This window comes from Pseudomonas sp. GW823-FHT01D03, assembly GCF_058798255.1.
In genome coordinates, this window is sequence record NZ_JBXAKK010000001.1 from 1,771,923 (window position 1) to 1,796,284 (window position 24,362).

Below are 24,362 nucleotides of genomic sequence, written 5' to 3' on the forward strand. Positions count from 1 at the left end.
TGGTCGCGCTCTCTCGCTTTTTTACGTTAGGAGGTGATGAGCATGGACATGAGCGTAAAGCTTAACGTGTCTTATCCGGCTCCCAAGCCAGCGACGCCTGTTGCTGATAAGCCGTCGGAGACGCCAAAGGCTGCACCGGCCGACGCACCGGTCGCTGACAGGAAAAGTCAGCAAACGGATGACGCCAAGTTGAAACTGGCCGTGCAAGAGATCGAGAAGTTCGTTCAATCGATCAAGCGTAACCTGGAGTTCTCGATCGACGAGCACTCTGGCAAGGTCATCGTCAAGGTGATCGCAAGCGAGACGGGTGAGGTCGTACGCCAGATCCCCTCCGCAGAAGCACTCAAGCTCGCAGACAGCCTCGCCAACGCAAGCCATGTGTTGTTCGACGCCAAAGTCTGATAGCTGGCATGAATAGTGTTTGTCTTTCTTGAATGACGCCTGGACGGGTCAAAAGTCTGGCAACAATCTGAAGGGAGATGCACATGGCAAGTCCAATTCTACCGGGTTCCGGACTGGGTTCCGGCCTGGACATCGGCGCGATCGTGACCGCGCTGGTCAACGCCGACAAGTCGCCGAAGCAGACGCAGATCGATTCCGCGACCAAAACCAATACCCTGAAGATTTCCGGTGTCGGCACGTTGAAGAGTGCGCTGACCGCGTACCAGACGGCGATGACCAACCTGGGCAGCAAGACCAATCCGGCATTTGCCGGCTTCACGGCGACCTCGAGCAACACAGCGATTCTGGGCGCCACCTCCGATAACACCGCGGTTTCGGGGACTTACAACGTTGTTGTCAACCAGTTGGCCACTGGCTCGAAAGTTGCCAGCGCTTCTTTCGCCGGCGGTGCTGCCAGTGCCATTCCGAGTGGTACCCTGAAAATCAGTCAGAATGGCACTGATTACAATGTCACGATCCCGGCCAATGCAACCTTGCAAAGCACGCGTGACGCGATCAACACCGCTCAGGGCGCCAATGGTATTTCTGCCAACATCGTGACCGACAGCAGTGGTGCTTCGCGCCTGGTGATCAGCTCGAACAAGACGGGCGCAGGTACCGACCTCTCTGTCAGCGGGATTGCCGGTCTGGAGATCGACGGTACCCAGCCGATGGGTACTAATCCGGCGGCAGGCGCCTCTGGCAACGTCAATGGCCCTGCGCAAGATGCCAAGGTGACCATCGACGGCCTGCAGGTTTCCAGCAAGAGCAATACGGTCAGTGGTGCAATCAGCGGCCTGACCCTGAATCTGACCACTGTCAGCCCTGTCGTTGGTGGCGTTGCCACGCCGACCGTTGTCAGCGTCGATACCAACACCAAAGGGCTGCAGGCCTCGGTTCAGGCGTTTGTTGACGCATACAACACCCTGAAGACCACCATCGACACGCTTTCCAAGGCTACGCCTGATGAGGACGGCAAACTGACAGTGCAGGCGGCGTTTACCGGTGACTCGCTGCCGCGCTCGCTGATCGCCGACATCCGTGGCCAGTTGACTGCTCCTGGTGCTGGTGCAAATGGTGCGTTGTCCTACCTGTCGGAGATCGGTGTGATGACCGACCGTCTCACCGGTAACCTGACGTTTGATACTGCAGCGTTCACCAAAACCATGAGTCAGCCTGGCAAGGCTGGTCAGGTTCAGCAGATGTTCACCGGGACCAACGACACCAACGGTCTGCTGGCGCGCATGAGCAAAGCGGTGGACCCGTATCTGAAAGCTTCTCCTGATGGTAAAACCACCACGGGTCTGCTTGATCAGCGCATGACCATTCTGAACAACAACACGCGCAACCTTACTTCCCAGCAATTGGCGCTGGATCTGCGTGTGGCCAACCTGACCAAGACGTTGACTGCGAAATACAACGCCATGGACTTGCTGGTTGGGCAGATGAAAGCGACGGCCAGCAACATCACGTCGTTCTTCAGCTCGCTGAACGCTCAGCAGTCCGCGAAGTAACCTGCAAGAACGACAAAAACCCGGCTACGCTTTATCGGCGTGCGCCGGGTTTTTGTCTTTTGATCTAAAGTTCTGTGATTCGTTGGCGATACACTGGTTATACGAGTCATTGTGGCAATGAGGTAGAACATGAACCCAATGTTAGCCCTTCGGCAATATCAGAAAGTCGGCGCGCACGCCCAGACCTCCGAGGCGAGCCCGCACCGTCTGGTGCAAATGCTGATGGAAGGCGGGCTGGCCCGCATCGCTCAGGCCAAGGGTGCCATCGAGCGCAAGGATATTCCTGGCAAGTGCACCTCGATCAGCAAGGCCATTGGCATTGTCAGCGGGCTGCGCGAAGGTCTGGATTTGGAAAAGTGTGCCGATGAACTGGCCGATCTGGACGGGCTGTACATCTACATGATGAAGCGTCTCGCCGAGGCCAACATCAACAGCGATCCGCGCATTCTCGACGAGGTTGCCGGCTTGCTGAGCACGGTAAAAGAAGGCTGGGATGCCATCGCCCCCGAGCCTGCTCCGCAGTTTTGAAGGAGAGCACCATGAGTCTTGTATTGCAGAGAATCGCCGATACCCGTGAGGCGCTGGTCAGTGCGCTGGCCGAACGCAACTGGGAAGCCATTGGCGAGCTGGATCTGGCTTGCCGTTCCTGCATGGAAGACGTCATGGTCGAGGCCTCGCTGGATGAGGAGGCCTTGCGCAGTAACCTTGAGGAGTTGCTCCATGTCTACAAGGAGCTGCTTGAAGCGGCAATGGGTGAGCGCCAGGCGATAGCCAACGAGATGTCGCAGATCACCCAAGCGCAAAAGGCGGCAAAGGTTTACCATCTGTTTGGTTAATTAACCCCCAGTTAATCCAGACATGTGCGCCATAAATTTGACTGTGCACGGTTTTTTGACTTAACTAGTGGCTGATTTCAGATTTCAGGCGTCTACAGGCACAAGGTGTCCTGCAAGCGTCTCGCTTGCCCCATTTTTCGGGCATTGAGTTGACTAGGGAAGTTGCTATTGCATGTGGCGTGAAACCAAAATTCTGCTGATCGATGACGATAGCGTCCGCCGCCGCGACCTGGCGGTGATTTTAAATTTTCTCGGCGAAGAAAATTTACCCTGCGGCAGCCATGACTGGCAGCAGGCTGTCGGCTCTTTGTCATCGAGTCGTGAGGTCATCTGTGTACTGATCGGGACGGTAAATGCTCCGGGTGCACTTTTGGGCTTGTTAAAGACACTCTCGACATGGGATGAGTTCCTTCCGGTTTTGCTGATGGGCGATAATTCTTCCGTCGACCTGCCGGAAGACCAGCGCCGCCGCGTGCTTTCGACCCTGGAAATGCCGCCCAGCTACAGCAAACTGCTCGACTCCCTGCACCGCGCCCAGGTCTATCGCGAGATGTACGACCAGGCCCGCGAGCGCGGCCGTCATCGCGAACCCAATCTGTTCCGTAGCCTCGTCGGCACCAGCCGGGCGATTCAGCACGTCCGTCAGATGATGCAGCAAGTGGCTGATACCGACGCCAGCGTGCTGATCCTCGGCGAGTCCGGCACCGGCAAGGAAGTGGTTGCGCGCAACCTGCATTACCACTCCAAGCGTCGCGACGCGCCGTTCGTGCCAGTCAACTGCGGGGCGATCCCGGCAGAGCTGCTGGAAAGCGAACTGTTCGGTCACGAGAAGGGCGCCTTTACCGGTGCGATCACCAGCCGTGCCGGGCGTTTCGAACTGGCCAACGGCGGTACGCTGTTTCTCGACGAAATCGGCGACATGCCGCTGCCGATGCAGGTCAAGTTGCTGCGCGTCCTGCAGGAGCGCACTTTCGAGCGCGTGGGCAGCAACAAGACTCAGAGCGTCGATGTGCGCATCATTGCCGCGACCCACAAGAATCTCGAAAGCATGATCGAGATCGGCACCTTCCGCGAAGACCTCTACTATCGCCTGAACGTGTTCCCGATCGAGATGGCACCGCTGCGTGAGCGCGTCGAAGACATCCCGCTGTTGATGAACGAACTGATCTCGCGCATGGAGCACGAAAAGCGCGGTTCGATCCGTTTCAACTCGGCAGCGATCATGTCGCTATGCCGTCACGGCTGGCCGGGCAACGTCCGCGAGCTGGCCAACCTGGTGGAGCGCATGGCGATCATGCATCCGTACGGGGTGATCGGCGTGGTCGAATTGCCGAAGAAATTCCGCTACGTCGACGATGAAGACGAGCAGATGGTCGACAGCCTGCGCAGCGATCTCGAAGAGCGCGTGGCGATCAACGGTCATACGCCGGACTTCACCGCCAATGCGATGCTGCCGCCGGAAGGCCTGGACCTGAAGGACTACCTCGGTGGTCTGGAACAGGGTCTGATCCAGCAGGCGCTGGACGATGCCAATGGCATTGTGGCGCGTGCTGCCGAACGCCTGCGCATTCGTCGCACCACGCTGGTGGAGAAGATGCGCAAGTACGGCATGAGCCGGCGCGAAGGAGACGAACAGGCGGATGATTGACGCCTGTTTTTCAACGCCTTCATTTATAAGCAGTTTTTTTTAGGCACGGGTATTGCTACATCCCTCGCAACGTTCCGTTTAACTGACGGTCAGCCAAGCGAGAGAACACAATGCCCCACGCCCAGATGTCATCTGCCTCCCATGCCGAGGGGCAATCGTCGTCCGTAGAGCAGGCGAGCCGCCTGGGGCTTGAGCACGCGTTCGCGCTGTTCAATCAGATGTCCAGTCAATTGACCGACTCCTACAGCATGCTTGAAGCCCGAGTTACCGAGCTCAAGGGCGAGCTGGCCGTGGTCAGTGCCCAGCGCATGCAGGAGCTGGCCGAAAAAGAGCGTTTGGCCAACCGTCTGCAAAACCTTCTTGATCTGTTGCCCGGTGGCGTCATCGTGATCGACGGCCACGGTATGGTGCGCGAAGCCAATCCCGCAGCGATCGACCTGTTGGGGCTGCCGCTGGAAGGCGAGTTGTGGCGCCACGTCATCGCCCGTTGCTTCGCCCCGCGTGAAGACGACGGTCATGAAATCTCGCTGAAAAACGGTCGACGCCTGTCGATCGCCACCCGCTCGCTGGATGCCGAGCCGGGCCAGTTGGTGTTGCTTAACGACCTGACAGAAACCCGCCACCTTCAAGATCAACTGGCGCGCCATGAGCGTCTGTCGTCGCTCGGACGGATGGTCGCCTCGCTGGCCCATCAGATCCGCACGCCGTTGTCCGCTGCGTTGCTCTACGCCAGTCATTTGACTGAGCAGGAGTTGCCCGTCGCCACCCAGCAGCGCTTTGCCGGCCGCCTCAAGGAGCGCCTGCATGAGCTGGAGCATCAGGTGCGCGACATGCTGGTGTTCGCCCGTGGCGAGCTGCCACTGACCGACCGCATCACCCCAAATACTCTGATGCAGGCGCTGCAAGCGGCGGCGCTGACCCATGTGCAGGATCTGCCAATCCGCTGGCAGTGCGACAGCCATGCCGGCGAACTGCTGTGCAACCGCGACACCCTGGTCGGGGCGATTCTCAATTTGATCGAAAACGCGATTCAGGCCAGCGATGGCAACGTGCGCCTGAAGGTGCATTGCTACACCCGCGACAACAGCCTGCGCCTGTGCGTCAGCGACAGCGGCAGCGGCATCGAGCCGCTGGTGCTTGAGCGCCTCGGCGAACCGTTTTTCACCACCAAAGTCACCGGCACCGGGCTGGGCCTGACCGTGGTCAAGGCAGTGGCCCGGGCGCATCAGGGAGAATTGCAGTTGCGCTCTCGGGTCGGGCGCGGCACGTGCGCGCAGGTGATCCTGCCGCTGTTTTCCGCTGTACACGGAGCTGAGTAAACGTCATGGGCATCAAGGTTTTGCTGGTCGAGGATGACCGCTCGTTGCGCGAAGCGCTGGCCGACACGCTGTTGCTGGCGGGCCACGACTACCAGGCAGTCGGCAGCGCCGAAGAGGCGTTGCAGGCGGTCGAGCGCGAAGCGTTCAGTCTGGTGGTCAGCGACGTCAACATGCCCGGCATGGATGGCCACCAACTGCTCGGTTTGCTGCGTGCCCGGCAGCCGCAATTGCCGGTGCTGCTGATGACTGCACACGGCGCGGTCGAGCGTGCGGTGGATGCGATGCGTCAGGGCGCAGCGGATTATCTGGTCAAGCCGTTCGAGCCAAAGGCTCTACTGGACCTGGTGTCGCGACATGCCTTGGGCAGCATCAGCACCACAGATTGCGAAGGTCCGGTGGCGGTCGAGCCGGCCAGCGCGCAGTTGCTCGAACTGGCGGCGCGGGTGGCGCGCAGTGATTCCACAGTGCTGATCTCCGGCGAGTCCGGCACCGGCAAGGAAGTGTTGGCGCGTTACATCCACCAGCATTCCCATCGTGCCAATCAGCCGTTCATCGCGATCAACTGCGCGGCGATTCCCGACAACATGCTCGAGGCCACGCTGTTCGGCCACGAGAAAGGCTCGTTCACCGGCGCCATCGCGGCGCAGGCCGGCAAGTTCGAACAGGCCGATGGCGGCACCATTCTGCTCGACGAAATTTCCGAGATGCCCTTGGGCCTGCAAGCCAAGTTGCTGCGGGTGTTGCAGGAGCGCGAGGTCGAGCGCGTGGGGGCGCGCAAGCCGATCACCCTGGATATTCGCGTAGTCGCGACCACCAACCGTGATCTGGCCGGCGAAGTGGCGGCGGGGCGTTTCCGCGAAGACCTTTTTTACCGTCTGTCGGTTTTCCCCCTGGCCTGGCGTCCACTTCGCGAGCGCACTGCCGATATCTTGCCGCTGGCCGAGCGGTTGCTGAACAAACACGTCAATAAAATGAAGCATGCGGCGGCGAAACTTTCGCCAGAAGCCCAGGCTTGCCTGACCCACTACCCGTGGCCGGGCAATGTGCGTGAGCTGGATAACGCGATTCAACGGGCGCTGATTCTGCAGCAGGGTGGTTTGATCCAGCCGCAGGATTTCTGTCTGACCGGCGCAGTGACTTACACCGCTGCGCCTGTCGTTGCGCCGCTGCAGCCGTTGGTACGCGAGATCGAAGTCGAGGCCGAATCCGCCGGTGCGCTGGGCGATGACCTGCGGCGACGGGAGTTTCAGATGATCATCGACACCCTGCGCACCGAACGTGGTCGGCGCAAGGAAGCCGCGGAAAAGCTCGGTATCAGCCCGCGTACCCTGCGCTACAAGCTGGCGCAAATGCGTGATGCGGGGATGGACGTCGAAGGCTATCTGTTTGCCACCTGAAACTCGCCGCATGTCAATTGTGGGAGCGGGCTTGCTCGCGAAAGCGCAGGGTCAGTTGCGAGCATGTCGACTGACTCTCCCTCTTCGCGAGCAAGCCCGCTCCCACAGTGATTTCGCGGTGCCTGCACCTGACGCGGTGCCTTGATGGGCTTTTATAGAATAAGTCCGCCGAGCTGGCACCCTTGTTGCTAACACCTGTGTACCCGCCGAGTGAGTGTCAAAAAATTGCGGGCCGCCCAAGAGAGTAGACCATGAGCCAAGGTATTGAATTTAATCGGTTGATGATGGACATGAAGGCCATGAAAATGGACGCCATGGCCACGCCGAAATCGACTGCCGCCGTCCCTGAACTGGCAGGCAGCAGCTTTTCCGACATGCTCGGTCAGGCCATCAACAAAGTCAGCGATACCCAGCAGGCGTCGACTCAGTTGGCCAACGCATTTGAAATCGGCAAGAGCGGCGTCGATCTGACGGACGTGATGGTCGCCTCGCAAAAAGCCAGCGTGTCGTTCCAGGCTCTGACCCAGGTGCGCAACAAACTGGTTCAGGCTTATCAAGACATCATGCAGATGCCGGTTTAAGGACGAGATTGAGTCATGGCAGAAGCAGTCGCCGATAACGTTCCGGCCAAGGCCACCCCGATAGACGGCAAACCGCCGCTGTTCGGCCTGTCCTTCCTGGAAAACCTCTCCGAGATGACCATGCTGCGTCAGGTGGGCCTGTTGGTCGGCCTGGCTGCGAGCGTGGCGATTGGCTTTGCCGTGGTGCTGTGGTCGCAGCAGCCGGATTACCGTCCGTTGTACGGCAGCCTTGCCGGCATGGACGCCAAGCAGGTCATGGATACCCTGGCCTCCGCCGACATTCCCTACACCGTCGAGCCGAACTCCGGCGCCTTGCTGGTCAAGGCCGATGACCTGTCCCGTGCGCGCCTCAAGCTCGCGGCCGCTGGTGTCACTCCCAGCGACGGCAACATCGGTTTCGAAATCCTCGACAAGGAACAGGGTCTGGGCACCAGCCAGTTCATGGAAGCGACCCGCTACCGTCGTGGTCTGGAAGGCGAACTGGCGCGCACCATCTCCAGCCTGAACAACGTCAAGGGCGCTCGCGTGCACCTGGCGATTCCGAAGAGTTCGGTGTTCGTGCGTGATGAGCGCAAGCCAAGCGCTTCGGTACTGGTCGAGCTGTACTCCGGGCGTTCGCTGGAGCCGGGTCAGGTGGTCGCGATCATCAACCTGGTGGCGACCTCCGTGCCTGAACTGAGCAAATCGCAGATCACCGTCGTCGATCAGAAGGGCAACCTGCTCTCCGATCAGGCGGAGAACTCCGAAATGACCATGGCCGGCAAGCAGTTCGATTACAGCCGCCGCATGGAAAGCATGCTCACCCAGCGCGTACACAACATTCTGCAGCCGGTACTGGGCAACGATCGCTACAAGGCTGAAGTCTCGGCCGACGTCGATTTCAGTGCCGTCGAATCCACCGCCGAGCAGTTCAACCCGGACCAACCGGCGTTGCGCAGCGAGCAGTCGGTCAATGAACAACGCACCGCCAGCAATGGCCCACAAGGTGTACCGGGTGCCCTGAGCAACCAGCCGCCGGCGCCAGCCTCGGCACCGCAAACCACCGGTGGCGCTGCAGCGCCGGCCGGCATGATTCAACCCGGCCAGCCACTGGTGGATGCCAACGGTCAGCAGATCATGGACCCGGCCACCGGCCAGCCGATGCTCGCGCCGTACCCGGCAGACAAGCGTCAACAATCCACCAAGAACTTCGAGCTCGACCGTTCCATCAGCCACACCAAACAGCAGCAGGGTCGCCTGAATCGGCTGTCGGTGTCGGTGGTGGTCGACGATCAGGTCAAGGTCAACGCGGCCAACGGTGAAACCACCCGTGCGCCGTGGAGCGCCGACGAACTGGCGCGCTTCACCCGTCTGGTGCAGGACGCGGTCGGCTTCGATGCCAGCCGTGGCGACAGCGTCAGCGTGATCAACATGCCGTTCTCCGCCGAGCGCGGTGAAGTGATTGCCGATATTCCGTTCTACTCCCAGCCATGGTTCTGGGACATCGTCAAACAAGTGCTGGGTGTGTTGTTCATCCTGGTGCTGGTGTTTGGTGTGCTGCGTCCGGTGTTGAACAACATCACCGGCGGCGGCAAAGGCAAGGAGCTGGCCGGTCTGGGCAGCGACGTGGAACTCGGTGGCATGGGCGGCCTGGACGGCGACCTGGCCAACGACCGCGTGAGCCTCGGTGGTCCGCAGAGCATTCTGTTGCCGAGCCCGAGCGAGGGTTACGACGCACAACTGAATGCAATCAAGAGCTTGGTGGCCGAGGATCCGGGTCGCGTGGCTCAGGTCGTGAAAGAGTGGATTAACGCAGATGAGTGATAACCGAGCCGCAACCGTCAAACTGACCAAGGTCGACAAAGCCGCGATTCTGCTGCTGTCCCTGGGTTCGACCGATGCCGCGCAAGTGCTGCGCCACATGGGCCCCAAAGAGGTTCAGCGTGTCGGTGTGGCCATGGCCCAGATGGGCAACGTCCATCGCGAACAGGTCGAGCAGGTCATGAGCGAGTTCGTCGACATCGTCGGCGACCAGACCAGCCTCGGCGTCGGCTCCGACGACTACGTGCGCAAAATGCTCACCCAGGCGCTGGGTGAAGACAAGGCCAACGGCCTGATCGACCGCATCCTGCTCGGTGGCAACACCAGTGGCCTCGACAGCCTGAAATGGATGGAGCCGCGCGCTGTTGCCGATGTGATCCGTTACGAACACCCGCAGATCCAGGCGATCGTGGTGGCGTACCTCGACCCGGATCAGGCCGGTGAAGTACTGGGCAACTTCGACCATAAGGTGCGTCTGGACATCATCCTGCGCGTCTCGTCGTTGAACACCGTGCAACCGGCTGCGTTGAAAGAGCTGAACCAGATTCTCGAGAAGCAGTTCTCCGGCAACTCGAACGCCTCGCGCACCACCCTGGGTGGCATCAAGCGTGCGGCGGACATCATGAACTTCCTCGACAGCTCGATCGAAGGCCAGCTCATGGACTCGATCCGCGAAGTCGACGAAGACCTGTCCGGTCAGATCGAAGACCTCATGTTCGTGTTCAACAACCTGGCCGATGTCGACGATCGCGGCATTCAGGCGCTGTTGCGCGAAGTGTCTTCCGACGTGCTGGTGCTGGCCCTCAAGGGTTCGGACGAAGGCGTCAAAGAGAAGATCTTCAAGAACATGTCCAAGCGTGCGGCCGAACTGTTGCGCGACGACCTCGAAGCCAAAGGCCCGGTGCGCGTCAGCGACGTGGAAACCGCGCAGAAAGAAATCCTCACCATTGCCCGTCGCATGGCCGAAGCCGGCGAAATCGTGCTCGGCGGCAAGGGCGGCGAGGAAATGATCTAAGCCCATGGACAAGCATGACGAGTCAGTGACGGATCTGATCCGCGCCCGCGATGTTCGTGGTTTCGAATCCTGGGCGCTGCCCAGCTTCGATCCGCCGAAACCGGAACCCGAGCCGGAACCGGAACCCGAACCGCCGGAAATGGAAGAAGTGCCGCTGGAAGAAGTCCAGCCACTGACCCTGGAAGAACTCGAAAGCATCCGTCAGGAGGCTTACAACGAGGGCTTTGGCATCGGCGAGAAGGAAGGTTTTCACAGCGCCACACTCAAGGTGCGTCAGGAGGCCGAAGTAGCGCTGGCGGCGAAACTCGCCAGCCTCGAGCAACTGATGACTCACCTGTTCGAACCGATTGCCGAGCAAGACACCCAGATCGAAAAGTCGCTGGTCGACCTCGTGCAACACATCACCAGACAGGTGATCAAGCGCGAACTGGCCATCGATTCCAGCCAGATCGAACACGTCATGCGCGACGCGCTCAAGCTGCTGCCGTTGGGCGTGGACAACGTGCGTCTGTACGTCAATCCGCAGGACTTCGAGCAGGCCAAGGCCTTGCGCGAGCGTCATGAGGAATCCTGGCGCATCGTCGAAGACGACTCGCTGCTGCCGGGCGGTTGCCGGGTTGAAACCGAGCACAGCCGCATCGACGCCAGCATCGAGACCCGCGTGACCCAGGTCATGGCCAAACTGTTCGACCAGTTGCACGAACAGGCTCTGCACCCGGCCGCGCCGGACCTGAGCCTGGACATTCCTGAAGAAAGCCAACTGGCGGCTGCGCCGCAAGAGCCGCTCGCGGACACCCCCGATGCGCCTTGAACGCACCAGTTTCGCCAAGCGCCTCAGCACCTATGCCGACGCCACTGAAATCGCCGGCGCGCCGATTCTCGAAGGCCGCCTGCTGCGTATGGTCGGCCTCACCCTCGAAGCCGAAGGCCTGCGCGCCGCCATGGGCACGCGCTGCCTGGTCATCAATGACGACAGCTATCACCCGTCCCAGGTGGAAGCGGAAGTCATGGGCTTCTCTGGCAGCAAAGTCTTTCTGATGCCGGTCGGCAGCGTCGCCGGCATTGCCCCGGGCGCCCGCGTGGTGCCGCTGGCCGAAACCGGTCGCCTGCCGATGGGCATGAGCATGCTCGGTCGCGTACTCGATGGCGCCGGACGCGCGCTGGACGGCAAGGGCGGAATGAAGGCGGAGGACTGGGTGCCGATGGACGGCCCGACGATCAACCCGCTCAACCGCGACCCGATTCACGAACCGCTGGACGTCGGCATCCGTTGCATCAACGGTCTGCTGACGGTCGGGCGTGGTCAGCGTCTGGGCCTGTTCGCCGGTACCGGTGTCGGTAAATCGGTGCTGCTGGGCATGATGACCCGCTTCACTGAGGCCGACATTATCGTCGTCGGTCTGATCGGTGAGCGGGGTCGAGAAGTTAAAGAGTTCATCGAGCACATCCTCGGTGAAGAAGGCCTCAAGCGTTCGGTGGTCGTCGCCTCGCCGGCGGACGATGCGCCGCTGATGCGTCTGCGCGCGGCGATGTACTGCACGCGGATCGCCGAGTATTTCCGCGACAAGGGCAAAAACGTTCTGTTGCTGATGGATTCGCTGACCCGTTTCGCCCAGGCCCAGCGGGAAATCGCCTTGGCCATCGGTGAGCCGCCAGCGACCAAGGGCTATCCGCCCTCGGTGTTCGCCAAACTGCCGAAACTGGTGGAGCGCGCCGGTAATGCGGAGAAGGGCGGCGGTTCGATCACTGCGTTCTACACCGTATTGTCCGAGGGCGATGACCAGCAGGATCCGATTGCCGACTCGGCGCGGGGCGTGCTCGACGGCCACATCGTGTTGTCCCGGCGTCTGGCCGAGGAAGGGCACTACCCGGCCATCGACATCGAAGCGTCGATCAGCCGGGTGATGCCGGCCGTGGTCTCGGCGGAGCACATGCAGCGCGCGCAGTATTTCAAGCAGCTGTGGTCGCGCTATCAGCAGAGCCGCGACCTGATCAGCGTCGGCGCTTACGTTGCCGGTGGCGACCGCGAAACCGATCTGGCGATCTCGCTGCAACCGCAACTGACCCGCTACCAGCGGCAGGGCCTCAACGACAAGATCAACATGGGCGAGAGCCAGGCTTACCTCGAAACCCTGTTCGCGCCTGCGGCGGGCGGGTAACCGGCCATGGCCGTGAGCCGAGCTGCGCGCCTGGCACCGGTGGTGGAGATGGCCGAACAGGCCGAGAAAACCGCCGTGCAACGCCTGGGTTACTTTCAGGGTCAGGTCAAAGTCGCTGAAAGCAAACTCGCCGACCTCGACGCCTTTCGACTGGATTATCAGGAACAGTGGATCGTGCGCGGCAGCGACGGGGTTTCCGGGCAATGGCTGCTGGGCTATCACGGCTTTCTGGCACAACTGGACACCGCGATCGACCAGCAGCGCCAGAGTCTGGTCTGGCACCAGAACAACCTGATCAAGGCGCGCGATGCATGGCAGCAGGCGTTTGCCAAGGTCGAAGGCCTGCGCAAACTGGTGCAGCGCTACCGCGAAGAGGCGCAACGCCTCGAAGACAAGCGCGAGCAGAAGCTGCTGGACGAGTTGTCGCAGCGCTTGCCGCGGCACGATCCGTATTAATGTGCCGCAGCAGTAGTGCTAGAGGATGGTCTGAGTCATTTGTCCAATATTGTGAAACTGAACATTGCGGAGAAACCTAGAAGCTCTGAGTCACTTACTACGGTGTAGAAAGCGAGTATCTGTTTGCCCAAAATATCCCAATGATTGACAGAATCGATATAAGCACCGTATGTCCCATGATCAGCAATGGTTGTATCAGTATGCAATGTGGGATAGGCGGCGTCGCACACCAGGTAAAACGTGATTAGTTCGCCTCCTTTACCAGTGTATTTTGCCAGCAAGGCGGAATCACCCTTTAGGTATTCATCATGAGTGATGATGCTTGGTGACGCGGTGTTACCCAGGGACGGTGCTTCGAAAAGTGCATTAGGCGATTTCATGATGCAGTCCTTTTGACCTGAGCGCAGCGAAATTGCTGCCGCTTGATTAAGGGCTATTCATATTTTCTCGGTCTACTGTCAGATCTGACAGTGGCGACAAGCGGCAGTCGCGGAGTGGCTGCAGGGCATAGCTTCTCCTTCGCAAACGGGTGCAGCGCTACGGCGAAGAGGCGCAACGCCTCGAAGACAAGCGCGAGCAGAAGCTGCTAGACCAGTTGTCGCAGCGCTTGCCGCGACACAACCCTTTTCAAATTGCCCAAAAACTCCCTGTGGGAGCGGGCTTGCTCGCGAAGGCGGTGTGTCAGAGACAGCAATGTTGACTGACACACCGCTTTCGCGAGCAAGCCCGCTCCCACATTTGGTTCTGCGTTGCACCTTGCCCCTGGGTCTACCAGATGCTAAACCTTGTACACGTTCGTCAATGACAAGGAAGCCAGTCAATGTCAGTCGTTACAGAAGTCTCTCCGGATGGTCAAAAACTGACGATTTCGGTCAAGGGGCGGTTCGATTTTGGGCGCCATCAGGAGTTTCGCGAATCCTATGAGCGACTTAACCAGAAACCCGACTCCATCGTGGTTGATCTGAAAGATGCCACCTACCTCGACAGCTCCGCGCTGGGCATGCTGCTCCTGCTGCGCGATCACGCCGGCGGCGACGAGTCGGACGTGCGCGTGATCAACAGCAACTCCGACGTGCGCAAGATCCTCGCCATCTCCAACTTCGACAAACTGTTCGACATCAGTTGACGGCCATGCAGGCGCAAGAGCCGCTGACGATCCTGATCGCCGAAGACAGCGCCGCCGATCGGTTGCTGTTGGCGACCATCGTCCGCCGTCAGGGCCATGAAGTATTGACGGCGGCCAATGGTGCCGAAGCGTTAGAGATGTTTCGTCGACAGTCACCGCATCTGGTGCTGATGGACGCGATGATGCCGGTGATGGACGGCTTCGAAGCGGCGCGGCAGATCAAGACGCTGGCGGGGGAAACCCTGGTGCCGATCATTTTTCTGACCTCACTGACCGAGAGCGAAGCGCTGGCCCGTTGTCTGGAGGCGGGGGGCGACGACTTTCTGGCGAAGCCCTACAATCAGGTGATCCTCGCCGCCAAAATCAAGGCGATGGATCGCTTGCGTCGCTTGCAGGCCACGGTGCTGCAACAGCGTGACCTGATCGCCAGACATCACGATTACCTGCTCAATGAACAGCGCGTGGCCAAAGCCGTTTTCGACAAGGTCGCGCATTCCGGTTGCCTGAGCGCGCCGAACATCCGCTACCTGCAATCGCCCTATGCGTTGTTCAACGGCGACCTGCTGCTGGCGGCCTACACCCCGGCCGGCGACATGCATGTGCTGCTCGGTGATTTCACCGGTCACGGATTGCCGGCGGCGGTGGGGGCGATGCCGCTGGCCGAAGTGTTCTACGGCATGACTGCCAAGGGCTACGGTCTGGCCGAAACCCTGCGCGAGATGAACGCCAAGCTCAAGCGCATCCTGCCGGTGGACATGTTCTGCTGCGCGACCATGCTTTGTCTGAGTTTTCAGCGGCGTTCGGTAGAGGTGTGGAACGGCGGCATGCCTGACGGTTATCTGCACCGGATCGCCACCGGCGAACGTGTGCCGCTGGCGGCGCGCCATTTGCCGCTGGGGGTCCTCAGTCCGCAAGCGTTTGATGATCGCACCGAAGTACAGACCATGGCCGTGGGTGACCGGGTGTTCCTGCTGTCGGACGGGGTGATCGACACCACTGACGCCGACGACCGCTTGTTCGGTGTCGAGCGTTTGCAGCAACTGTTTGCCGCCAATCGTGAGCCGGACAACCTGTTCGCCGAGATCGAGCAGGCCTTGCACGCCTTTCGCGGCGAGCCCCGCGACGATGTGAGCATGGTTGAGATCAGCTTGCTGCAGGCGGCGCAGGTGATGCCGTCGGCACCGGTGTATTCCGACAGTGGTCAATCCTGTCCGCTGGACTGGTCGGTAAGTTTCGAGTTTCGCGGGGCGACGCTCAGGCGCTTCAATCCGTTGCCGTATCTGCTGCAATTGTTGCTGGAAGTACACGGTTTGCGCACACAAGGCGGGGCGATCTACAGCGTGCTCGCCGAGTTGTACTCCAATGCGCTGGAGCACGGCGTGCTGGGTCTCGATTCCAGCCTCAAGCGCGATGCGGCTGGATTCGCCCGCTACTATGAAATGCGCAACGAGCGGCTAGAAGCCTTGCAGGACGGTTATGTGCGCGTGCATCTGCAGGTGAAGCCGCAAGGTGGCGGTGGTTGTCTGGTGATCCGCGTCGAGGACAGCGGCAAGGGTTTTGACGTGGCGCGGGTCATGGAGCGGCCGCTGGACGGTGTCCGTCTGTCGGGGCGCGGTGTCAGCCTTATCCGGCAGTTGGGGCATAACGCCAGTTGGTCGGACGAAGGTCGCAGTGCTTGCGTGGAGTTTTTCTGGGAGGGTTGAGGCATAATTCGCGGATTCTTGATCAAGGAGTGAACAAGTGACTGACACACATATTGATCGCGAGGCGCTCAGCGTACTGCGCGAAGTCATGGAGGAGGGTTATCCGGAGCTTCTGGATACCTTTCTGACCGATTCCGAAAGTCGCTTGGCTGAGCTGCAGAAGACGGCGGATGCCAAGGCTTTGTCTGAAGTTGCCCACAGTTTCAAGGGCAGCGCCAGCAACATGGGGGCTGTCCGGTTGGCGGCGCTCTGCCAGGAGCTGGAATCGGAAGCCAAAAATAAAAGCCCCTCGGACATTGCCAGGCTGGTGGCTGATATCAGTGGCGAGTTCGCCGATGTCCGCCCGATCTACGAAGACGAACGCCAGCACGCCCTGACCCATTGAATCCTGCCGTCGGGCGCTTTTCGCAAGCGCCGGACGAAACTGGCCCGACACTTGCAATATTCCTCGTCAACTGTACCTACGATCCCAGTGCAGCGGAGACCGTGTCATGCCTGCGACCCCCAATGTTCTTCTTCAATCTGCCGCCCAGGCCAAGGCGCAAGCCGCCGCCGCGAAAACGCCGGTCATGGCCGCAGACACCGGGGACAAGGCCTCAAGCTTCGCTCAGGTGTTCGCCGATCAAGGCCCGAAAAAGCCCCTTGCGAGCGCTGACAGTTCGTTGAAACCGGCGCGCGACAAGGTTGCCGACAACAGCGACAAGAAAGATTTCGCCAAGGATAAGTCTGCCGCCACACAACAGACCGTTGCCGATAGCGGCAATGCCTTGCCTGCGGACAAGACCGCGTCGACCACCTCCGATGATCAGGCAGCCGCTGACAAGGCTGCCGCCGATGCGGCCGCTGACAGCGCGCAGACGCCAGTGGCGGACGCCACCCCGGTGGATCCGGCGCTGGATCCGGCACTGGCGCAAACCGTGCAACCGCTGGTGACCGCGCCGGTGGTGGCAGCGCCAGTCGCTGAAACACCGGAACAGGGCAAAACCGAAACGCCGGTCGTGGCCGCCACATTGGCACCAGCCGTGGTCAAAGATCCGGCGGCATCGACCGATAGCGCTTTCGACCCGGCGGCCGATCCGCTCGACTCGTTGCCGGCGCTGCGCATGGCGATGGAGCAGGGCGGGCACATTTCCGCCAGCAGCCAGGCACAAGCCAAAGCTACACCGGCCCAGGCTCAGGCCGACGGTGAATTGACTGCCGCGCAGAACTTCGCTGCCGGCATGGCCAGCATGCTCGACGTGCAGGCCGACAAGGACAGCACCAGTCAGAATGGCGAAAAGGCCTTCAGCGGCCTGATCGACGACGGCCTAAAAGATCTCAAGTCTGCGACCAGCGACACCCGGGTCGATGATTTCGCCAACCGTCTGGCGGCGCTGACTCAGGCAGCCACCCCGAAAACCGCGAACGCGGTGCCGGTGAACCAACCGATCGCCATGCATCAGAGCGGCTGGACCGAAGAAATCGTCAATCGCGTCATGTACCTGTCCAGCGCCAACCTGAAAGCGGCGGATATTCAATTGCAGCCGGCGGAACTCGGGCGTCTGGATATCCGGGTAAACATGGTGCCGGACCAGCAGACCCAGGTGACCTTCATGAGCGCGCACCCAAGCGTGCGCGAAGCGCTGGACGGCCAGATGCATCGCTTGCGTGACATGTTCACCCAGCAGGGCATGGGCCAGGTCGACGTCAATGTCTCCGACCAGAGCCGTGGCTGGCAGGGTCAGGGTCAGGAACAGGCGCAGCAAGGCCAGAGCGGACGCACCAGCGCTGCAGGTGGTCGACTGGATTCGGCGGAAGAGGAGCTGACGCCGGCGGCGGTGGCTGAAGCCGCTGCACAAACCACCAGCGTGATCGGCAGCAGCGCCGTCGACTACTACGCCTGATACAACGCTGTATCTCTGTGGGAGCGGGCTTGCTCGCGAATGCGGTTGTTCAATCGACATCAATGTCGGCTGACACACCGCATTCGCGAGCAAGCCCGCTCCCACATTGGTTTTACAGTGCCTTCCAATCTGTCCCGACACTTCTGGCATAACACTTGCTCTTGCCTTGCCGTGCGACTGTGAAAACCCGATTAGTGACGGATTATTGGCATGGCGAAGAGCGAAGCAGCAGCTGTAAAAGATCCCGCGACCAAAGGCAAACTCAAGATGATCATCCTGATCGTGGTGGCTCTGCTGCTGGCGATCGGTGTGTCCGTGGGCGCGACCTGGTACTTCATGCACAGTGCTCAGAGCAAGCCTGCCGCAGCGGCCGAGGCCGCGCCGGTCGGCAAGCAGCCGGCGATTTTCGAACCGATGGCGCCGGCGTTTGTCGCCAACTACAACCAGAACGGCCGTCAGCGCTACATGCAGGTGAGCATCACCATGCTGGCGCGTAACCAGGCCGATCTGGAAGCGCTCAAAGTGCACATGCCGGTGATCCGCAACAACCTGGTGATGCTCTTCTCCGGTCAGGATTTCGCCACTTTGGCGACCCCGGTTGGCCAGGAGATGTTGCGCCAGAAGGCCACAGCCAGCGTCCAGGAAGTGGCGCAGAAAGAGCTGGGCAAAGTGGTGATCGAACAGTTGCTTTTCACTAATTTCGTACTGCAGTAGGAACACGACATGGCCGTGCAGGATCTGCTGTCCCAGGATGAAATCGACGCGCTGTTGCATGGTGTCGACGATGGTCTGGTACAGACCGATAACGCTGCCGAACCCGGCAGTGTCAAAAGCTACGACCTGACCAGCCAGGATCGCATCGTCCGTGGACGCATGCCGACTCTGGAGATGATCAACGAGCGTTTTGCCCGTTACACCCGCATCAGCATGTTCAACATGCTGCGCCGCTCGGCAGACGTTGCCGTCGGTGGCGTCCAGGTGATGAAGTTCGGCGAATACGTGCACTCGCTGTACGTGCCGACCAGCCTCAACCTGGTCAAGATCAAACCGTTGCGCGGCACCGCGCTGTTCATCCTTGACGCCAAACTGGTGTTCAAACTGGTGGACAACTTCTTCGGCGGCGACGGCCGCCACGCCAAGATCGAAGGGCGTGAATTCACCCCGACCGAACTGCGTGTGGTGCGCATGGTGCTGGAGCAGGCCTTCGTCGATCTGAAGGAAGCCTGGCAGGCGATCATGGAAGTCAATTTCGAGTACATCAACTCGGAAGTGAACCCGGCCATGGCCAACATCGTCGGCCCGAGCGAAGCGATCGTGGTCTCCACTTTCCACATCGAACTCGATGGCGGTGGCGGTGACCTGCACGTGACCATGCCGTACTCGATGATCGAGCCGGTGCGTGAAATGCTCGATGCCGGTTTCCAGTCGGACCTCGACGATCAGGACGAGCGCTGGGTCAATGCCCTGCGTCAGGACGTGCTCGATGTCGACGTGCCGATCGGCGCCACCGTGGCCCGCCGCCAGTTGAAGCTGCGCGACATCCTGCACATGCAGCCGGGGGATGTGATCCCGGTCGAGATGCCGGAAGACATGATCATGCGCGCCAACGGCGTACCGGCCTTCAAGGTCAAGATGGGCTCGCACAAAGGCAACCTCGCGTTGCAGGTGATCGAGCCGATCGAGCGTCGCTGAAGCGGCGCTTTTCCCCCACGTATTTAACTGAATTGTTGCCCGCCGAGGACACATGATGAACGACGAAATGAACGCCCAGGACGATCAGGCACTGGCCGACGAATGGGCTGCGGCCCTGGAAGAGACCGGTGATGGCAGCCAGGCTGACATCGACGCGCTGCTGGCCGCCGACGCTGGCGCTGCAAGCTCCAACCGTCTGCCGATGGAAGAGTTCGGCAGCGTGCCGAAGAACAACGATCCGGTGACCCTGGACGGTCCGAACCTGGACGTGATCCTCGACATCCCGGTGTCGATCTCGATGGAAGTGGGCAGCACCGATATCAACATCCGCAACCTGCTGCAACTGAACCAGGGTTCGGTGATCGAGCTTGATCGTCTGGCCGGCGAGCCGCTGGACGTGCTGGTCAACGGCACCCTGATCGCGCACGGTGAAGTGGTGGTGGTCAACGAGAAGTTCGGCATCCGCCTGACCGACGTGATCAGCCCAAGCGAACGCATCAAGAAGCTGCGCTGAGTGAAACGGTTTCTCTGGGCTTTGCTGGCACTGCCATTGAGCGTGCTGGCCGCCGAGCCGTCGACGGCGACCACCGTGCCTGCTGCCACCGCGCCGATGGTCAACAGCGGCGTGGCCGGGCAACTGACGCAACTGGTGTTCGGTCTGTTGCTGGTGCTGGGGTTGATCTTCTTCCTCGCCTGGCTGTTGCGTCGAGTGCAACAGGCAGGGCCGGCGGGCAAGGGCCAGGTGATCGAGTTGATCGGCTCCCGCGCCCTCGGTCCGCGTGACCGCTTGATGCTGGTGCAGGTCGGCAACGAGCAGATTCTGCTCGGCTTGAGCCCCGGCACCATCACCGCGCTGCACGTGCTCAAGGAGCCGGTGCAAGTGCCGAGCAGCAGCGAAAAAGCGACCCCGGAATTCGCCCAGCATCTGCTGAAGATTCTCGGCAAGGATCAGAAGGATAAGAAGTAATGGGTGCGCTACGCATCGTCTTGACGCTGGCCCTGATGCTGGCCGCGCCACTGGCATTCGCCGCTGACCCGTTGTCGATTCCGGCGATCACGCTGGGCACCAACGCCGACGGCGCGCAGGAATACTCGGTCAGCCTGCAGATCCTGCTGATCATGACGGCGCTGAGCTTTATACCGGCGGCCGTGATTCTGATGACCAGTTTCACCCGGATCATCATCGTCTTCTCGATCCTGCGTCAGGCCCTCGGCCTGCAACAGACGCCGTCGAACCAGATTCTCACCGGCATGGCGCTGTTCCTCACCCTGTTCATCATGGCCCCGGTGTTCGACCGGGTGAACAACGATGCGCTGCAGCCGTATCTGGCGGAAAAACTCACCGCGCAGCAGGCGGTGGAAAAGGCTCAGGTACCGATCAAGGACTTCATGCTCGCCCAGACCCGCACCAGCGATCTGGAGCTGTTCATGCGTCTGTCCAAGCGCACCGACATTGCCACCCCGGATCAGGCGCCGCTGACTATTCTGGTGCCGGCGTTTGTCACTTCCGAGCTTAAAACCGCATTCCAGATCGGTTTCATGATCTTCATCCCGTTCCTGATCATCGACCTGGTCGTGGCCAGTGTGCTGATGGCGATGGGTATGATGATGCTCTCGCCGCTGATCATTTCGCTGCCGTTCAAGATCATGTTGTTCGTGCTGGTGGATGGCTGGGCGCTGATCATCGGCACCCTGGCCAGCAGTTTCGGAGGTGTCTCGCCATGACGCCGGAAGTTGCGGTCGATATCTTTCGTGAAGCCCTTTGGCTGACCACATTGATGGTCGCGATTCTGGTGGTGCCGAGCCTGTTGGTCGGTTTGCTGGTGGCGATGTTTCAGGCGGCGACGCAGATCAACGAACAGACCCTGAGCTTCCTGCCGCGTCTGCTGGTGATGCTGGTGACGCTGATCGTCGCCGGTCCGTGGATCGTGCAGACGTTCATGGAATACATCATTCAGTTGTACAAAAACATTCCGATGGTCATCGGCTAAGCCATGCAGTCACTGCTTCAGCTGACCGACACGCAGATCAGTACCTGGGTGGCGTCGTTCATGTTGCCGCTGTTTCGTGTCGCCTCGATGCTGATGGTCATGCCGGTGTTCGGCACCACGCTGGTGTCGCGCCGGATCCGCCTGTATTTCGCCGTGGCCATTACCGTGTGCATTGCCCCGAGCCTGCCGCCGATGCCAGCGGTCAGCCCGTTGGATCTCAGTGGCCTGTTGCTGATTGCCGAGCAGATTCTGGTCGGTGCGGTGCTGGGGTTTTCCCTGCAGCTGTTTTTTCAGGCGTTTGCCGTGGCCGGGCAGATTGTCGCGATCCAGATGGGCATGGGCTTCGCCTCGATGGTTGACCCGGCCAACGGCGTCTCGGTGGCGGTGATCGGCCAGTTCTTCACCATGCTGGTGACCTTGCTGTTCCTGTCGATGAACGGCCACCTGGTGGTCTTCGAAGTGCTCACCGAGAGTTTCACCACGCTGCCGGTCGGCGGCGGGTTGATGACGGCGCAATACTGGGAGCTGGCCGGCAAACTCGGCTGGGTTCTCGGGGCGGCGTTGTTGCTGGTGTTGCCGGCAGTCACCGCGCTGCTGGTGGTCAACATCGCGTTCGGCGTGATGACCCGCGCCGCGCCGCAACTGAACATTTTCTCCATCGGTTTCCCGCTGACTCTGGTGCTGGGCCTGTTCATTGTCTGGGTCGGTCTGGCGGACATCCTCAATCAGTATCAACCGCTGGCCTCCGAGGCCTTGCAGTTGTTACGCGAACTGGCACGGGCGCGCTGAGCCATGGCAGAGAGCGAAAGCGGTCAGGACAAAACAGAAGACCCCACGGACAAACGCAAAAAAGACTCCCGTGAGAAGGGTGAGATTGCCCGCTCCAAAGAGCTCAACACCCTCGCCGTGATGATGGCCGGTGCCGGTGCGCTGCTGGTGTTCGGCGGCATGCTGGCCGAAGACCTGATGGAGCTGATGCGCCTGAACTTCACCCTCTCGCGCGAAGTGATCATGGACCAGGGGGCCATGGGCAGGTTCCTGTTGCAGTCGGGTCAGATGGCACTGTTGGCGATCCAGCCGATCATGATCACCCTGTTGCTGGCGGCGCTGATCGGGCCGATCTCCCTCGGTGGCTGGCTGTTTGCCGCCGGTTCCATGGCACCCAAATTCAGCCGGATGAACCCGGCCGCGGGCCTGAAGCGGATGTTCTCGTTCAAGGCGGTGGTCGAACTGCTCAAGGCGCTGGCCAAGTTTCTGATCACCCTGGGGGTGGCGTTGGTGGTGTTGTCGGCGGACGTCGATGATTTCTTGCGGATCGCCCACGAGCCGCTGGAAATGGCGATCATTCACAGTGTCACGCTGGTCGGCTGGAGTACGTTGTGGCTGGCCTGCGGCCTGATCATCATCGCCGCCGTCGACGTGCCGGTGCAGCTCTGGGAAGCCCACAAGAAACTGCTGATGACCAAGCAGGAAGTGCGCGACGAGCACAAGGATCAGGAAGGCCGGCCAGAGGTCAAACAGCGCATTCGCCAGACTCAGCGCGAGATGTCGCAGCGGCGGATGATGGCGGCGATTCCCGACGCCGACGTGGTCATCACCAACCCGACCCACTACGCCGTCGCGCTCAAGTACGACTCGGAAAAGGGCGGCGCGCCGGTGTTGCTGGCCAAGGGCAGCGACTTCCTCGCGCTGAAGATTCGCGAAATCGCCGTCGCCAACAACGTCATGCTCCTCGAATCGCCGGGGCTGGCGCGCTCGATCTACTACTCCACTGAACTCGAGCAGGAAATTCCCGGCGGCCTGTACCTGGCGGTCGCCCAGGTGCTGGCCTACGTCTACCAGATCCGCCAGTACCGCGCCGGCAAGGGCAAACGCCCGGATCCGCTCAAGGACGATTTGCCGATCCCGCCCGATTTGCGGCGTGATTCCTGACTTGACAGTAACGCAATAAAAAACCGCCATCCCGATTGAACGGGGTAGCGGTTTTTTATGCCTGACCCAAAGATATTTAGGCTCCTGCCGCGGTCATTGTGGTGAGGGGATTTATCCCCGATGGGCTGCACAGCGGCCCCAGACTTCAATCTTTCAGAAATACCGCGAGTTCAGGTTTTACGACTGCTGCGCAGCCGAGCGGGAGCAAGCTCCCTCGCCACAGGTTCTTGCCTGTCCTCTTAGCCCGGCGATTCCAGATTATCCAGCGCTCGATTCACCGCCAGCTCCCCCGCCTGACCCAATGAAACGTCGGCTCCTGCCGCAGTCACTGTGGCGAGGGAGCTTGCTCCCGCTGGGTTGTGCAGCAGACCCAAATCCTGTCACTGCAAATTTTCAGAAATACCGCGAGTTCAGGGTTTACGGCTGCTGCGCAACCGATCGGGGATGAATCCCCTCGCCACAGGTTCTTGCCTGCCTTCTTAGCCCGGCGATTCCAGATTATCCAGCGCTCGATTCACCGCCAGCTCCCCCGCCTGACCCAATGAAACGTCGGCTCCTGCCGCAGTCACTGTGGCGAGGGAGCTTGCTCCCGCTGGGCTGCGCAGCAGACCCAAATCCTGTCACTGCAAATTTTCAGAAATACCGCGAGTTCAGGGTTTACGGCTGCTGCGCAACCGATCGGGGATGAATCCCCTCGCCACAGGTTCTTGCCTGCCTTCTTAGTCCGGCGATTCCAGATTATCCAGCGCTCGATTCACCGCCAGCTCCCCCGCCTGACCCAATGAAACGTCGGCTCCTGCCGCAGTCACTGTGGCGAGGGAGCTTGCTCCCGCTGGGCTGCGCAGCAGACCCAAATCCTGTCACTGCAA

General features: G+C 60.6%; 26 protein-coding genes and 1 pseudogene. 26 read left to right on the forward strand and 1 reads right to left on the reverse strand.

Annotated features, from left to right (window positions below; all coding sequences use genetic code 11):
* Positions 1-42: 42 nt before the first annotated feature.
* The 13 genes from AC1RBR_RS07865 to fliJ all read left to right on the forward strand — a co-directional run bounded on the left by AC1RBR_RS07865 (position 43) and on the right by fliJ (position 13,166).
* The gene (locus AC1RBR_RS07865; protein ID WP_443534319.1) at positions 43-402 is read left to right on the forward strand and encodes a flagellar protein FlaG; all 360 of its coding nucleotides are present in this window, start codon (positions 43-45) and stop codon (positions 400-402) included.
* A gap of 83 nt (positions 403-485) precedes the next feature.
* The gene (fliD, locus tag AC1RBR_RS07870; RefSeq protein ID WP_456018993.1) at positions 486-1,955 is read left to right on the forward strand and encodes a flagellar filament capping protein FliD; all 1,470 of its coding nucleotides are present in this window, start codon (positions 486-488) and stop codon (positions 1,953-1,955) included.
* Between the two features lie 129 nt (positions 1,956-2,084).
* The gene (gene fliS, locus AC1RBR_RS07875) at positions 2,085-2,483 is read left to right on the forward strand and encodes a flagellar export chaperone FliS (RefSeq protein WP_027614233.1); all 399 of its coding nucleotides are present in this window, start codon (positions 2,085-2,087) and stop codon (positions 2,481-2,483) included.
* 11 nt (positions 2,484-2,494) lie between these two features.
* Entirely contained in the window at positions 2,495-2,791 is a 297-nt protein-coding gene (gene fliT / locus AC1RBR_RS07880; RefSeq protein ID WP_095139365.1) for a flagellar protein FliT, read from the forward strand.
* Positions 2,792-2,963: 172 nt separating this feature from the next.
* Positions 2,964-4,439 (forward strand): sigma-54 dependent transcriptional regulator, encoded by a 1,476-nt coding sequence (locus tag AC1RBR_RS07885; protein ID WP_003222863.1) that lies wholly within the window; start codon positions 2,964-2,966, stop codon positions 4,437-4,439.
* Positions 4,440-4,564: 125 nt separating this feature from the next.
* Positions 4,565-5,758 carry a sensor histidine kinase gene (locus AC1RBR_RS07890; RefSeq protein WP_492567222.1) on the forward strand — a complete coding sequence of 398 codons (1,194 nt, stop codon included), beginning with the start codon at positions 4,565-4,567 and terminating at the stop codon, positions 5,756-5,758.
* A 5-nt stretch (positions 5,759-5,763) separates the two neighbouring features.
* On the forward strand, positions 5,764-7,155 hold the full coding sequence (locus tag AC1RBR_RS07895; protein WP_492563753.1) for a sigma-54-dependent transcriptional regulator: 1,392 nt from the start codon (positions 5,764-5,766) through the stop codon (positions 7,153-7,155).
* 251 nt (positions 7,156-7,406) lie between these two features.
* Entirely contained in the window at positions 7,407-7,736 is a 330-nt protein-coding gene (fliE, locus tag AC1RBR_RS07900; RefSeq protein WP_025111944.1) for a flagellar hook-basal body complex protein FliE, read from the forward strand.
* 15 nt (positions 7,737-7,751) lie between these two features.
* Complete coding sequence (gene fliF / locus AC1RBR_RS07905) at positions 7,752-9,539, forward strand: flagellar basal-body MS-ring/collar protein FliF (protein WP_095139368.1); 1,788 nt, start codon at positions 7,752-7,754, stop codon at positions 9,537-9,539.
* A complete protein-coding gene (fliG, locus tag AC1RBR_RS07910; protein ID WP_016771079.1) occupies positions 9,532-10,551 on the forward strand; it encodes a flagellar motor switch protein FliG in 1,020 nt (339 codons plus the stop codon). Before fliF ends, fliG begins: the two co-directional genes overlap by 8 nt.
* A gap of 4 nt (positions 10,552-10,555) precedes the next feature.
* Entirely contained in the window at positions 10,556-11,362 is an 807-nt protein-coding gene (fliH, locus tag AC1RBR_RS07915; RefSeq protein WP_096796265.1) for a flagellar assembly protein FliH, read from the forward strand.
* Positions 11,352-12,710, forward strand: a complete 1,359-nt coding sequence (fliI, locus tag AC1RBR_RS07920; RefSeq protein WP_007966241.1) for a flagellar protein export ATPase FliI — start codon at positions 11,352-11,354, stop codon at positions 12,708-12,710. The genes fliH and fliI overlap by 11 nt, the downstream gene beginning before the upstream one ends.
* Positions 12,711-12,716: 6 nt before the next feature.
* Positions 12,717-13,166 (forward strand): flagellar export protein FliJ, encoded by a 450-nt coding sequence (gene fliJ / locus AC1RBR_RS07925; RefSeq protein ID WP_095139370.1) that lies wholly within the window; start codon positions 12,717-12,719, stop codon positions 13,164-13,166.
* 35 nt (positions 13,167-13,201) lie between these two features.
* Here the strand turns inward: fliJ and AC1RBR_RS07930 are convergent, their stop codons facing one another.
* Positions 13,202-13,546, reverse strand: a complete 345-nt coding sequence (locus AC1RBR_RS07930; protein ID WP_492563757.1) for a hypothetical protein — start codon at positions 13,544-13,546, stop codon at positions 13,202-13,204.
* Between the two features lie 137 nt (positions 13,547-13,683).
* Between AC1RBR_RS07930 and AC1RBR_RS07935 the strand changes: the two are divergent.
* From AC1RBR_RS07935 to flhB, 13 genes and pseudogenes are all read left to right on the forward strand, one after another.
* Positions 13,684-13,794: pseudogene (locus tag AC1RBR_RS07935) on the forward strand (flagellar export protein FliJ); the annotation flags it as partial.
* Between the two features lie 192 nt (positions 13,795-13,986).
* A complete protein-coding gene (locus tag AC1RBR_RS07940; protein ID WP_096796263.1) occupies positions 13,987-14,292 on the forward strand; it encodes an STAS domain-containing protein in 306 nt (101 codons plus the stop codon).
* 5 nt (positions 14,293-14,297) lie between these two features.
* Entirely contained in the window at positions 14,298-15,995 is a 1,698-nt protein-coding gene (locus tag AC1RBR_RS07945) for an ATP-binding SpoIIE family protein phosphatase (protein WP_492563759.1), read from the forward strand.
* A 37-nt stretch (positions 15,996-16,032) separates the two neighbouring features.
* Entirely contained in the window at positions 16,033-16,380 is a 348-nt protein-coding gene (locus AC1RBR_RS07950; protein WP_492563760.1) for an Hpt domain-containing protein, read from the forward strand.
* 106 nt (positions 16,381-16,486) lie between these two features.
* The gene (locus AC1RBR_RS07955) at positions 16,487-17,878 is read left to right on the forward strand and encodes a flagellar hook-length control protein FliK (RefSeq protein ID WP_492563761.1); all 1,392 of its coding nucleotides are present in this window, start codon (positions 16,487-16,489) and stop codon (positions 17,876-17,878) included.
* A gap of 210 nt (positions 17,879-18,088) precedes the next feature.
* On the forward strand, positions 18,089-18,592 hold the full coding sequence (gene fliL, locus AC1RBR_RS07960) for a flagellar basal body-associated protein FliL (protein WP_047599975.1): 504 nt from the start codon (positions 18,089-18,091) through the stop codon (positions 18,590-18,592).
* 9 nt (positions 18,593-18,601) lie between these two features.
* Positions 18,602-19,570 (forward strand): flagellar motor switch protein FliM, encoded by a 969-nt coding sequence (gene fliM / locus AC1RBR_RS07965; protein WP_003222890.1) that lies wholly within the window; start codon positions 18,602-18,604, stop codon positions 19,568-19,570.
* Positions 19,571-19,625: 55 nt separating this feature from the next.
* Positions 19,626-20,084 carry a flagellar motor switch protein FliN gene (gene fliN, locus AC1RBR_RS07970; protein ID WP_003222891.1) on the forward strand — a complete coding sequence of 153 codons (459 nt, stop codon included), beginning with the start codon at positions 19,626-19,628 and terminating at the stop codon, positions 20,082-20,084.
* Positions 20,085-20,537, forward strand: coding sequence for a flagellar biosynthetic protein FliO (fliO, locus tag AC1RBR_RS07975; protein WP_095139378.1), 453 nt, complete (start codon positions 20,085-20,087; stop codon positions 20,535-20,537).
* Positions 20,537-21,295 (forward strand): flagellar type III secretion system pore protein FliP, encoded by a 759-nt coding sequence (gene fliP, locus AC1RBR_RS07980; protein WP_204895412.1) that lies wholly within the window; start codon positions 20,537-20,539, stop codon positions 21,293-21,295. The genes fliO and fliP overlap by 1 nt, the downstream gene beginning before the upstream one ends.
* Complete coding sequence (gene fliQ, locus AC1RBR_RS07985; RefSeq protein ID WP_007920026.1) at positions 21,292-21,561, forward strand: flagellar biosynthesis protein FliQ; 270 nt, start codon at positions 21,292-21,294, stop codon at positions 21,559-21,561. Before fliP ends, fliQ begins: the two co-directional genes overlap by 4 nt.
* Before the next feature lie 3 nt (positions 21,562-21,564).
* Positions 21,565-22,350 carry a flagellar biosynthetic protein FliR gene (gene fliR / locus AC1RBR_RS07990; RefSeq protein WP_047599973.1) on the forward strand — a complete coding sequence of 262 codons (786 nt, stop codon included), beginning with the start codon at positions 21,565-21,567 and terminating at the stop codon, positions 22,348-22,350.
* A 3-nt stretch (positions 22,351-22,353) separates the two neighbouring features.
* A complete protein-coding gene (gene flhB, locus AC1RBR_RS07995) occupies positions 22,354-23,493 on the forward strand; it encodes a flagellar biosynthesis protein FlhB (protein ID WP_027613915.1) in 1,140 nt (379 codons plus the stop codon).
* Positions 23,494-24,362: the final 869 nt, after the last annotated feature.